Source organism: Spirochaetales bacterium, from assembly GCA_016930085.1.
Taxonomy (GTDB): domain Bacteria; phylum Spirochaetota; class Spirochaetia; order SZUA-6; family JAFGRV01; genus JAFGHO01.
Map to the genome: position 1 here is coordinate 36,249 of JAFGHO010000018.1, position 11,790 is coordinate 48,038.

The window sequence follows — 11,790 nt, forward strand, 5'->3', positions numbered from 1 at the left end:
CTTTAGCATAGCGCACAATCTTTCGCATAGCGTGTATACAATGACATCAGGTAGTAATTTTACTATACCATTTGGTATGCTTATCTTAAAATATACCATTTGGTACGATTTGTCAAGATTTTTTTAACGGGGACAAAAAGCGGCCGCACGCGCGAAATACCGGAGGGACTTTGAATAAAATCCTCATTATCTATGTCGTTACATCGAAAATATCCGGCTTTTTTCGGATTCAAGATAGTCACAAAGGGCTTCCCGCCAAGGTCTGAGAACAATACCCAGTCGGTTTTCACATTTCCCATTGCTTAACACCGAGTTTTTCGGCCGTTTTGCCGGTGCCTGATATTCATAACTCGTTATGGGAAGCAGTGAAACATCACGGGTGAGTACACCGTTCTCCTTACCGTACCGGTATATTTCCGTCGCGAATCCGAACCATGTCGTATAGCCTTGATTAGTCACATGATAAATACCGTATGAATCGGTCTTAATTTTTATAATCGTTACAATCGCTTCGGCCAGGTCCTTTACGTTCGTCGGACTGCCTGTCCGGTCATCCACTATGGTTACCGCTTCCCTTTCATTGAAAAGACCGATCATTGTTTTTACGAAATCCCCCGCGCCCCTTCCGTAAAGCCAGGCGGTTCGAAGAATGAAAAACCGGTCCGTTTCCGATTGCAGGAGTTTTTCTCCTTCCAGTTTACTCGCGCCATACACGCAAAGGGGATGCGCCGGGTCCGTCTCGATATAAGGGGCTTCTTTTTCACCATCAAACACGTAATCGGTGGATATGTGTATCAATACGGCACGACGGCGGCGTGCGATCAGGGCCAGATGGCGGGGGCCCGAAGCATTGAGGCGGAATGCTTTATCCCTCTCCCGTTCCGCGCTATCAACGGCCGTATATGCGGCACAATTGATGATATAATCGATGTCGGGGAAACGCCTTCCGGATATATATGATTCCAGACCTGCCATTGAGGTAATATCGACTTCTTTGTCCGTCGATACATATTCAAACCCGCATCGGGAAATAATCTCTTCGACAGCCGATCCGAGCATTCCCTTGTTCCCGACAAGCCAGATCATATTGAAACAAATTCCTTAAAGAAAAAATCTTTTTCGTCCTCGTGCCGGATCTCATCGACCTCTTCCTTTTTATCCCTGCCCGCATAGAGTTTATCCGGATAATTGATCACCATCCCGCGGCATGTTTTTGAAATATTCCTGTATCCGTGTATAATGCCGGGCGGAACAACAAGAGAAAGGGGGGCATCTTCTCCGGCGTAAAAAATCATTCGCCGACCGAAAGAAGAAGACCCTTTTCTGTCATCCCACAGATACACCTTGAAATTACCCGGACCAATGAATGAGAAAATATCCGTCTGATACCTGTGTTCGTGCGGTCCTCGCCCGATTCCCGGCTCCGTATACGATACATAACTCATTTCCGGTCTCAATCCTTCGGGAAGCATATCGATGCGCATTGTTTCGACAAGGCATCCGCGTTCATCCATATATTTATGCAACCGGATAACGGTAACGTCGTCTATAGTCCCTCCGGTAAAATCCATCATTTCTTCATCCTCGTGTATTTTTAGGTGTTTCACCCCAGATTACTACATTTCAAATAAAGCGTCTACAAGGATCATCGGGTTCATCCGAGGGACAAGGGGGGATTGAATTTGACGCCAATATGATATAGGCTTTATGTTTCCGTGCCAAGGAGACCGAATATGAAAGGAATAATTCTTGCCGGCGGATTCGGAACCCGCCTTTATCCGATCACACAGGTCATATGCAAGCAGTTGTTACCCGTTTATGACAAACCGATGATTTATTACCCCCTTTCCGTACTTATGCTCGCTGGCATCAGAGACATTCTGATCATTTCAACTCCGGACGATCTTCCCAGGTTTCGATCTCTCTTCACGGACGGCTCCCATATCGGAATGCATTTTGAATACGCCGAACAATCCGAGCCGCGCGGATTGGCGGAGGCATTTATAATCGGAAAAGAGTTTATTGGAAAGGATACGGTCTGCCTTATCCTTGGCGATAATATTTTCTACGGTCACGCACTGACCGATCTACTGACATCCTCCGTCCGGCTCCGGAAAGGTGCTATTATCTATGCCTATTATGTAAGGAATCCGCACCGGTACGGAATTATAGAATTCGACGAACAGCACCGTGTTCTCTCGATCGAGGAAAAACCGAAAAAACCGAAATCGAACTTCGCCGTGGCGGGCATCTATTTCTACGACAACGACGTTGTCGAAATCGCGCACACGCTGACACCGTCCGAGAGAGGGGAACTCGAAATTACCGACGTGAACAATGCGTATGCGAAACGCGGTGAATTAAAGGTGGAAATTATGGGGAGGGGATTTGCCTGGCTCGATACAGGCACACAGGATTCGCTTCTCGATGCTTCCGCATTCGTCAAGACAATCGAAGATCGTCAGGGTTTGAAAATATCCTGTATTGAAGAAATAGCCTATGTAAAAGGATATATCAATGCCGGGCAATTAAGAAAAATCGCCGAACCACTCAAAAAATCCGGGTATGGAGAATATCTGATATCATTATTGAAGGAATGACACCGATGAGAAAACTCACCAATATCATGGTAACGGGCGGCTGCGGATTTATCGGCTCGAATTTTATACGTCACCTTTTTCTCGAGACAGATTTCGCGGGCACGATCGTCAATACCGACATACTCACCTATGCCGGGAATCCCGAGAATCTGACCGACATACAGGAACGCTTCGGCGGTACACGGTATTACTTCGAACGGGCATCGGTCTGTGATTACCGGCTCATGACGGATATATTTTCACGGTACAAGATCGATACCGTGGTTCATTTTGCCGCAGAATCACACGTGGACCGTTCTATTTTCGGTCCCAAAGATTTCATTCAGACGAACATTGTCGGGACATTCACGCTGCTGGAAGCGGCCCGGAAGTACTGGAAGGAAAGGGGCGATGTCATCTTCTATAATATAAGCACGGACGAAGTGTTCGGTTCCCTCGGTAAAAAAGGATTTTTCACGGAGGGAACTGCATACAATCCAAGAAGCCCCTATTCCGCATCAAAGGCGTCCGCGGATCATCTTGTACGGGCTGCGCATCATACATACGGACTCCCCGTCATTATTTCTCATTGCTCGAATAACTTCGGTCCGTACCAGTTTCCGGAAAAACTTATTCCCCTGATTATACTCAATATCCTCGACAACAGAGAACTTCCCGTCTACGGTGACGGAAAACATATACGCGACTGGCTTTTTGTAACGGACCATGCCCGGGCGATATTGCTTATCCTTCAGCGTGGTGAAACCGGTGAAACCTATGCCGTCGGCGGCGATAATGAATGGCGGAATATCGATCTCGTCCATCTTCTCTGCGAAAGGGCGGCATTGCTTCAGGGAAAAAACAAGCATACATATAAAAAGAATATCTCCTTTGTCAGGGACCGGCCTGGCCACGACAGGCGATACGCGATCGATTGTTCAAAATTGAAAAAAACAATCGGATGGAAACCGTCGGGCAGCTTTATCGAAAAACTCGATACGACGATCACATGGTATATGGAGCATATCGAATGGGTCGATCATATAAAATCAGGTGATTATGCAACGTGGATAGAAAAACAGTACGGCACCTCCACATCATAACGCCGCGGAACGTCGCCCCAAGCGGCATCCCCGGATATATGCCGTTTTAATCGCTATGCTGACTGTTTTTTCGGATTAGAAATGCCGCGATATTGTCAAGGGAATCGAGATTTTCAGGAAGCAATTCGGTATCTTCGATTTTAACGCCAAAATTACTTTCAATAAACTCGATCACTTCGAGAATTCCCGTTGAATCGATAATTCCATTTTCCATAAACGATATATCATCTTCAATCTGAAAGGATGTATCTCCGAACAGAAAAGTGGTAATAATAAAATCTTTCACTTTTCTCTTTATTTCTTCCTTTTTTGCTTCCACTCGCACTCCGATCAGCATTAAACTTTCGTTGATATTGTTTCATGGTTAATCACCTGCATACTATGTCACAGTAACCCCACATACAATATACTACTTATTCTTTTGGTATGTTGTCAATAATCCGGCCGACACTCTCTCTTTATTTTTACAGGCAAAAGCGGGAAAACGAAACCGGCATGATATAAACGGTGTCACAGGAATCAGAACAAAGCTTGTTTATTGATATTGCCGTTTCCTGTTTTCGGCAGGTTTCTTTGTCTTCCTCTTCTGAGGCTAATACTGAATAAGACTGCCGTCTTTCTTTGCCCTCTTCACCGCATACCGGAAGAACAGGAGGCTGATCGGCCCCATGATAATAATAAATATAACGAGATTGACAAGCGGGAATATGATTTCAACCGGATCGACCCGTGCAAGGAGGAGATCCCGAAGCGCGCGAATCGAATGTGTGATGGGGAGTATATTGCCGATAACCCTGAGAGGTTCAGGGAGGACTTCCCTGGGGAAAAAAATCCCTCCCAGAAAGTAGCTCGATGAGCCGAAGAGGATATCGATCGGATTGCCCTGCTTGAAAATCATGATAAATGCGGCGGAAAGCATGCCGACCGTAAGAAACGCAATAAAGGTGAGCATAAGAATGACGAGGGTGATAAAAAGCTGTGAAACGATAATGGTGATACCGAGAAAAATCATACCCCCCGCAAGCATCAGTACCGAGCCGAGAAACGAGGTGACAAACGACCACATCGAGTTGCCGATGAGAACCGTATAAATCGATGTCGGGGTACTCAGGAGGGCTTCGAGGGTCCCTTTCACCTGGGCATCCCTGACATCGGAGGAAAGGGAGGATAGACCGACAAAGACGAAACTCGATACAGCCATGCCGACCAATACATAAGGGAAATACGACCCGCCGTAGGCCTCGAGATAGGGAGAAAGCGTATTACCGAATGTTTGCCCGATGAAATAAAACATGAAGAGGGTCGCAATCATAAAGCCGAAACGGAGAATGATGTAAAACCGGTAACTCAGGGAAATCAGAAAATCCTTTTTGATAAAGGCTAATAATTTCATCACCGTTTCTCTCCTTCCGTCAATCGAAGAATGATATCGAAAAGTGAATCCTCCTGCACATTACAATTATATACCTCGCCCCCGTGTTCGATAATCGCCCTGAGTACGGCGGGTATCCCGCGTTCATCCCCGATCCGGAAACATATGCGGTGTTCATCCTGCGTGACGGAGAGGGACGGGAAGCGGTCTTTCCACGTCATACGGGGCATTCCGATACATTTGATTTCCACATGGAGAAGCGGGTTCATCGTTTTTCGTATTTCATCCAGGCTTCCCCGGGCGATCACCCTGCCTTTGTCAAGTATTATAAGTCGATCGGAAAGGGTCTGGGCTTCGAGAACATCATGGGTACAAAGAAGGACGGTTGCTCCCATCTTTTGAATGAAATTGCGGATGATGAGATCATGAATCGATTTCTTTGTCACCGGATCAATGTGTGTCGTTGGTTCATCAAGAAGCAGAACATGCGGCTCGCCCAGAATCGCTCTGCCCAGAATGAGTTTTTGCTTCATCCCGGCAGAGTAATGTCTGAAGGGTTTGTCCCCTTCTTCCGCGAGTCCGATCTCTGCGAGTACCTCCTCAACCCGCTTTTTACGGATTCGCCCCTTGAGGCCATACAATGAAGCGAAAAAATCGAGATTTTGCCGGCCCGTCAATCGCCAGTAAAAAGAGCGGTCATTCGGCGTTGCAAGGCCGATGCGGCCTTTATAGGCTCCCGGAATCGTCATGGTCCCATGATCCGGCGTGACAAGCCCCGCGATGATCTCGATAATTGTTGTCTTGCCCGCCCCGTTCGGACCCAGGAGACAGGTGATGTTACCTTGCGGGCAGGCAAAGCTTACACCGTCCAACGCCTTTGTCTTTTTAGACTTTTTCCATGGCAGAAGCGAGGGTGTCCGGTATATTTTAACCACATCATTCATGACGATAATGTTTGTATTCACAATGCACAAGCATATATCAGAGAAACTCCATTTGCAATAGGAGGAACAAATGAATTATGATTGAACCTGTAGAAGTGCTTTTTGCGCAGTAAACAAACGAATCGGGAACAGATGAGTCATTATTCTGCAGAACAGTGGATGAAACTTTTAACCGGCGAACTCGAGCCCGGAACGGAAATAGACCTCCCCGTCCTTACCGGGAGCATGTGTCCTTTAATCTGTCCCGGCGACAGGGTAAAAATTATGCGTGCCTTATGGAACAATTGTCATATTGGTGATATTATCATATTCAAGAAAGGCAATCAGTTAATTGCGCACAGGTTACTCTTGCGGTTTTCAATCGGAATAATCCAAATCTTTTTTCAAAAAGGAGATTTCAGTAAAAAAGGTTGTTTCATCAAAACGGATCAGATTGTGGGTAAAGTAATTCATGTCGTCAAACGGGACGGCAGCGTACATGAATATGGAAACAATCGAAAAGACGAGAGAACGATTGCCGTAAAAAAACTAATTCTTTCACTATCGGCGGCGGTCGTCAGTTATGGAAAGGAATTGATAAAATGGATATTCATTCATCCCTGAGATGCAGCATACGGATCGGAGAAATAATAATCCATCTTCAATGCCCGACGGAAGATTATGCAAAGGACCTGCGGCGTTATTTTAATGCAAAAGACGAAAGCGGTCAGGGGATTGAAATAGAACTCGAAATTACGGCGGGGGAGGAGAATATCGGGATACCGGAGTCCCTTTTTACTGAAAAATCGGTATCCGGCAATCACTTCACCATTACGGGGCACTCCGCCTCCGGATTCTTCGATGCGGCTACGGGAAAAGGAAAAATAAACGTTCATTATGCGCTGACGAGTTCCCTCAGGACCCGCCTTTTCGAACAGCTTATGTACCAGGCCTTTTACTCGGCGGTAAAAAGAACGGCAGGACACAACCTTCTGATTCATTCCTGCGGCGTGATCAGGGACGATCGCGGCTATCTCTTTGTGGGAAAATCAGAAAGCGGGAAGACGACGATCGCAGGATTGAGCAAAACGTATTCCGTCCTGAACGATGAAATAACGATGATCGATCTTGACGGAAAGATACCGGTACTGCACAGCACCCCTTTTAACGGCTATTTCACATCCAAGGTTGAAGGAAAAGCGCCGTTAAGCTCACTGTTTATTCTCAGACAATCACATAAACATGCCGTTACGGAAATCAGAAAGAGTACGGCGGTGAAGACCATTTTCCATGAGATCGTCCCCATAACTGGCCTTGAAGATGAAATCACGGGGGAAACACATGAGCGTATGCTCGATGACGCATCGGAGATCGCGGAAAAAACGCCCGTTTATATACTCGAATTCCGCAAAGACGCGGGATTCTGGGCTGAAATCGATACCATGACAAAAAAAAACGGAGTCATATAAATGGATATATTCGAAATGATACCGGTCACAAATAGTCAGCTTACCGTCAGAGAGATTGGTGATGATATCGTCATTCTATCGGAGGAGACCCTGGAGATTCACAACCTCGAGGGTTCCGCCGCGTTCCTCTGGAAGTGTATCGATGGGAAAACGACTGTCGGCGATATACGTGATAAACTTTGCCATGAGTATGAGGTAACGGCCGAGCAGGCAAAGGATGATATCGCCGAGTTTTTTGATGAATGCGAAAAAAAGAACCTCATCTCTTTTCGCGATACGGACAAAGAATGAATATGCCGGGTGCGGATGATCCCGCCGATATAAAACGGATTGAAGAGAGTCTCCACGCGCAGCTGAATAAACGATATCAAAGGGAAAACCGTATTTTTTCCGTTCTCGTTGAAGTGACGCACCGCTGTGTCTCCCGCTGTATCCACTGTTTTCTCCTGAAAAACCGCCGGGATGAACTCGAACCGGATGAAATTGAGGATGTATTCGATCAACTCGCAAAAGAGGGAACGATCGAACTCGCGTTAAGCGGGGGAGAACCCTTTTTACGCGATGATTTTCCGGAAATACTGGCCAAAGCTTCACGTCACCGCTTCTTTGTTACCATCCTTACGACGGGCATATTGATCCAAAAGCCCGAAGTGACATTACTGGAACGGAACCGTATTAAAAAAATAGAGTTATCGCTTCTTGGCTCGCGGCCTGAAACACATGATGCCATCATGAATCATGAGGGGGCATTCAACCGTTTAAAGCGGGCGGTAAAATTGTTGAAGCATGCCGATTTCATGATAGCGCTCAAAGCGACGATTATGCGGCAGAATGTCCGTGAAATCGAGGAAATGCGGAATCTGGCTGAAGAATGGGGTGTCCGGTTTTCCGCAAGTCTTTCCCTGACGCCGCGTGAGAACGGAGACAGAACCCCCCAATCCTTCGGACTGGATGCGGATGTCATTGAAACCCTGGACCCGTCATTGCTCGATTTCGCGCCGCTTCATAGCGGGGAGTCGCTGAAAAAGCCGCAGCTTACCTGCCGGGCGGGAAGTACGGTCGCGGGGATTTCTCCGGCCGGCGATATATTTCCATGTATATTGATGAGAAAAAAGGTAGGGAATATCCGCCAACAAAGCCTGGAAGAGATCTGGCATACTCATCCGTCACCATTTCTCAGGGAAATAAGAGCTTTGAAGGAAACCGATATCGCAGAATGTTACCGGTGCGAGCGTGTCGCGATATGTCCGCGATGTTCCGGTACAGCGTATATGGAGACGGGCAGTCTCATCATGCCTTCTCCCAGTGCCTGTATATATTCGAAAGGAATAAAAAAAGCGCTGTTGCGCAGAGAGGGAAAAAACGACGTTTAATCAGTGTATTTCACGACAATACTATATTCCCAATAACGTGAGTAGCTTTTTACGTCTGCACAGCTTTTAATTATAAGTCAGATTAACGTTTCAAAAAAACCGTATGAGAGAAAAACGCATCAACCTTTACAGCATACTCCCCAAATCCAGGCGGGCCGGATGAATTTCAACGGGCCGCTCTGCTGTCCGTAACAGCCGAAAACCCCTATTTCCATCTTTTCACTCTGGATAACCGGTTTTGTATATGTCTTCTTCATCATTTGCCCCTTTTTCAATACATGATGTATAAAATTTACTATATAATTACATATTTTTTTTATTCTGTCAAGTTTTTTTTTGTTTTTTTTCAGATTGAATTCAAAGAAAATCGTGATGATCGTATTAATCCGATGAATCCGGGGCCGGTATGATATGCCGGATAATTGACAGCAAAGAAAGCCTTTTACTATAATAGCCGTATAATGGCATTAGTATTACGAAAAAAGGAAGACCTGTTCGTTATCGCCCTTATTCTCAATGACACCCGAAAAGCGGAGAATATAATCAATACCAGCGCGCTCGACTGGAAATACATATTGACTGTCCTCGAGAAGAACAAGATAAGGGCCAGGTGCGCGGACACGCTTTTATCGATCCCGCTTCCGGCTTCAATAAGCGGAAAACTGAAAAAATACATTACGGCCGCTCTTTTTGAAGCAAAACTGAATAAAAAGATATACATGAGTGAACTCGCAAAAATAGGGGGCGTATTAAAAAAAAATGATATCGATTTTATACTGCTTAAAGGATTGTCGATCGACCAGGGGGGATTACGAGATATCGGAGATCTCGATCTACTGGTACACGAGCACGACCTGAAAAATATTTTCCCTCTCCTGCACGGCATTAACTATACATACAATGAAGACACCTGTGACATTGAATTAAACAAAAACGAGATGAATGACGTATTCGAACAATTGCATTGGAATATTCACTTTGGCTTTTTTAATGAAAAGACCGGATTGTTGTGCGAGATTCATACAAACCTCTTTCACAAAGACAGAATGTACATCGAAAATCTGGATGTTTTGACAAACGGCATTTCTTCTTTCTGGAATAACAGGGTGTACAACTCCCTGCTGGGCTGCCATACGCTTTCGAAAGAAGATTTATTGATACTCATGTGTATCCACGTGACGATAAAAAGGGCCCTTAAAAAAAACCGGTTTGCGCTTCGCGGATTGCTGGATATTAAAACGATTGTCGAAAACGACATTGATTGGGATTATTTCTATGAAAGGATGAACCGGCTGCAAGTGAATTATTATGTATTTTTTGCTTTAAAATTCACATATAGTATATTAAATATGAGTGCTTTACTTGATAATATCGGAATAATTAAAAAAACATTGAAAAAACGGGAACTCTTTTTAAGCAGGATCCATTTCAGGTGTTTTCTGACATTACGGGACAGCGCTGTATTTTACATTAAAATTTACGATTTTTTTATGCCGTTTATATTGGGAAAACAGATGCAGCACAAATTGAAAAGCCTCTTTATTCTGCCGCTTTTTATTCCGACGCGATTGAGAATGGAGCAAATATTCGGTATCGATAGACGGTCACCCTTGATTTATCTTGCTTATCTGGCACTCCCTTTCCGGTGGCTGTTTTTGTTTATTAACAGATTCAAACACATAAAGTAAGCAAATGCGCCTTTCAATAGTAGCGTGTAAAAGAATCTCCGGCCTTAAATCATCGGCAGGATAATTGAATCCCAATGAAAGAAGATATAAACAAACAGAAAACAGGATAAATTCTTTTACGGGGTTACTGCATGAAAGAAGGGGATATATTAATCGGACGTCCGATTAATAAAAAAAGTATTGAAATTTTAACAATAATGCGATAAATTGATATAATTGAGGCTGTCTCACAACCTCGATTTTTCATGGAGTAACAGTAATAAACGCTATATAGCGTCGTATAGTAATAAACCAAGCTAAATACAGTGTAGCGAGGTTGTGAGACAGCCTTATTGTAGGTTGCGGGACAACCTCAATTAAAGAAAAAAGCAAAAATTGAGTCTCTCATACCAAATAGTACCAGGTTCAGGTTTTCAATGATAATCATTCTTTATCGTTTTCTACAAGAAATAAAGGGGAAATCGATATATAAATAAGCGACAGGGGGTATGTATTGCTATGAGTGATAAAATTCAAGACATTGTTTCTTTTCCGGAAGTGAATTCAGGGATTTCACTGGATTTTATTCATTCGAATAATCTGGATGAAATCGAGAATGGCATCAAGGACACGGTAAACGGAGTAATCTTTTCTAAAAAGGCGATATGTATCGCCCTGGCCCACATTAAAGAAAAGGAATTATATAAACAGATACACGTCAATAGTTTTAAAAAATATCTCAAGAAAGAAAGAATTCCAATAAATTACTCGACGGCCCTCGATTATTCCATAATCGGTGAAATGCTGATTAAATACGAACCTGAATTAAAAAGTATCGATTTTAACGAAGAAAAAGGTCTTCAAAAACTCCTTTTACTGGAAAAGGGGCTCAATAATTACAAAGAACGACCTCGTGTTGTTTTTGAAAATATCAAGGTAAAATCATATCGGGATTTTAAGGTTTTCGTGAACAATCATAATAATAAAGTAAACACAAAAAATGATCATAGGGAAAATACGGATTCATTACATGAGGTCTCAATAAAAATAGAAGACGAGAGGATTTTCCTTTCACCATCCGGATTGGACATCCTGTGGTTGAACGGAGATGTTGAAGATAAACTGGGTGTTCCCGGTTTTTACAGGGAATTCAAAAAATATATCGTCAAATGTGTCGAAGAGTTTATAAAAATGTACTGAACAATGACGGCGGGATTCGCCGGATTGTAAAAACTCTCAATACCTCGGATGCGTGAAAACGTGCGGCTTTTTTTATTGACACCGTTTTATATTTACAATTGACA

General features: G+C 44.2%; 14 protein-coding genes. 8 read left to right on the forward strand and 6 right to left on the reverse strand.

Annotated elements, in window-relative coordinates; translation table 11 throughout:
• Positions 1-198 precede the first annotated feature (198 nt).
• Positions 199-1,086, reverse strand: coding sequence for a dTDP-4-dehydrorhamnose reductase (rfbD, locus tag JW881_03115; GenBank protein ID MBN1696483.1), 888 nt, complete (start codon positions 1,084-1,086; stop codon positions 199-201).
• On the reverse strand, positions 1,083-1,607 hold the full coding sequence (locus tag JW881_03120; GenBank protein ID MBN1696484.1) for a dTDP-4-dehydrorhamnose 3,5-epimerase family protein: 525 nt from the start codon (positions 1,605-1,607) through the stop codon (positions 1,083-1,085). Before JW881_03120 ends, rfbD begins: the two co-directional genes overlap by 4 nt.
• A gap of 126 nt (positions 1,608-1,733) precedes the next feature.
• Between JW881_03120 and rfbA the strand changes: the two genes are divergently transcribed.
• Together rfbA and rfbB are read left to right on the forward strand one after the other, a co-directional pair.
• Positions 1,734-2,600, forward strand: coding sequence for a glucose-1-phosphate thymidylyltransferase RfbA (gene rfbA, locus JW881_03125; GenBank protein ID MBN1696485.1), 867 nt, complete (start codon positions 1,734-1,736; stop codon positions 2,598-2,600).
• Between the two features lie 5 nt (positions 2,601-2,605).
• Positions 2,606-3,682: a dTDP-glucose 4,6-dehydratase gene (gene rfbB, locus JW881_03130; GenBank protein MBN1696486.1), complete on the forward strand. Its 1,077-nt coding sequence runs from the start codon at positions 2,606-2,608 to the stop codon at positions 3,680-3,682.
• 46 nt (positions 3,683-3,728) lie between these two features.
• On the opposite strand, the gene JW881_03135 is transcribed toward rfbB, so the two are convergent.
• The 3 genes from JW881_03135 to JW881_03145 form a co-directional block, all read right to left on the reverse strand.
• Positions 3,729-4,001, reverse strand: a complete 273-nt coding sequence (locus JW881_03135) for an acyl carrier protein (GenBank protein MBN1696487.1) — start codon at positions 3,999-4,001, stop codon at positions 3,729-3,731.
• 273 nt (positions 4,002-4,274) lie between these two features.
• Positions 4,275-5,078, reverse strand: coding sequence for an ABC transporter permease (locus JW881_03140; GenBank protein ID MBN1696488.1), 804 nt, complete (start codon positions 5,076-5,078; stop codon positions 4,275-4,277).
• Entirely contained in the window at positions 5,075-6,019 is a 945-nt protein-coding gene (locus JW881_03145; protein MBN1696489.1) for an ABC transporter ATP-binding protein, read from the reverse strand. Before JW881_03145 ends, JW881_03140 begins: the two co-directional genes overlap by 4 nt.
• A 414-nt stretch (positions 6,020-6,433) precedes the next feature.
• On the opposite strand from JW881_03145, the gene JW881_03150 reads away from it, so the two are divergent.
• The 4 genes from JW881_03150 to JW881_03165 are packed head-to-tail and all read left to right on the forward strand — an operon-like array spanning position 6,434 to position 8,819.
• Complete coding sequence (locus JW881_03150; GenBank protein MBN1696490.1) at positions 6,434-6,601, forward strand: hypothetical protein; 168 nt, start codon at positions 6,434-6,436, stop codon at positions 6,599-6,601.
• Positions 6,580-7,446 (forward strand): hypothetical protein, encoded by an 867-nt coding sequence (locus JW881_03155; protein ID MBN1696491.1) that lies wholly within the window; start codon positions 6,580-6,582, stop codon positions 7,444-7,446. The genes JW881_03150 and JW881_03155 overlap by 22 nt, the downstream gene beginning before the upstream one ends.
• Positions 7,447-7,737: a PqqD family protein gene (locus JW881_03160; protein ID MBN1696492.1), complete on the forward strand. Its 291-nt coding sequence runs from the start codon at positions 7,447-7,449 to the stop codon at positions 7,735-7,737.
• A complete protein-coding gene (locus tag JW881_03165; protein ID MBN1696493.1) occupies positions 7,734-8,819 on the forward strand; it encodes a radical SAM protein in 1,086 nt (361 codons plus the stop codon). The genes JW881_03160 and JW881_03165 overlap by 4 nt, the downstream gene beginning before the upstream one ends.
• Positions 8,820-8,938: 119 nt before the next feature.
• On the opposite strand, the gene JW881_03170 is transcribed toward JW881_03165, so the two are convergent.
• Positions 8,939-9,076 (reverse strand): hypothetical protein, encoded by a 138-nt coding sequence (locus JW881_03170; protein MBN1696494.1) that lies wholly within the window; start codon positions 9,074-9,076, stop codon positions 8,939-8,941.
• 204 nt (positions 9,077-9,280) lie between these two features.
• Between JW881_03170 and JW881_03175 the strand changes: the two genes are divergently transcribed.
• The gene (locus JW881_03175; GenBank protein MBN1696495.1) at positions 9,281-10,507 is read left to right on the forward strand and encodes a nucleotidyltransferase family protein; all 1,227 of its coding nucleotides are present in this window, start codon (positions 9,281-9,283) and stop codon (positions 10,505-10,507) included.
• Positions 10,508-11,005: 498 nt separating this feature from the next.
• Positions 11,006-11,686, forward strand: a complete 681-nt coding sequence (locus JW881_03180) for a hypothetical protein (GenBank protein ID MBN1696496.1) — start codon at positions 11,006-11,008, stop codon at positions 11,684-11,686.
• The last annotated feature ends 104 nt before the right edge of the window (positions 11,687-11,790 follow it).

Bases quoted from the DNA above. Each gene is read 5' to 3' on its own strand.
- JW881_03175 (MBN1696495.1), top strand. From the start codon at position 9,281: ATGGCATTAGTATTACGAAAAAAGGAAGACCTGTTCGTTATCGCCCTT.
- JW881_03155 (MBN1696491.1), top strand. From the start codon at position 6,580: ATGGATATTCATTCATCCCTGAGATGCAGCATACGGATCGGAGAAATA.
- rfbA (MBN1696485.1), top strand. From the start codon at position 1,734: ATGAAAGGAATAATTCTTGCCGGCGGATTCGGAACCCGCCTTTATCCG.
- rfbD (MBN1696483.1), bottom strand. From the start codon at position 1,086: ATGATCTGGCTTGTCGGGAACAAGGGAATGCTCGGATCGGCTGTCGAA.
- rfbB (MBN1696486.1), top strand. From the start codon at position 2,606: ATGAGAAAACTCACCAATATCATGGTAACGGGCGGCTGCGGATTTATC.
- JW881_03170 (MBN1696494.1), bottom strand. From the start codon at position 9,076: ATGAAGAAGACATATACAAAACCGGTTATCCAGAGTGAAAAGATGGAA.
- JW881_03180 (MBN1696496.1), top strand. From the start codon at position 11,006: ATGAGTGATAAAATTCAAGACATTGTTTCTTTTCCGGAAGTGAATTCA.
- JW881_03165 (MBN1696493.1), top strand. From the start codon at position 7,734: ATGAATATGCCGGGTGCGGATGATCCCGCCGATATAAAACGGATTGAA.
- JW881_03160 (MBN1696492.1), top strand. From the start codon at position 7,447: ATGGATATATTCGAAATGATACCGGTCACAAATAGTCAGCTTACCGTC.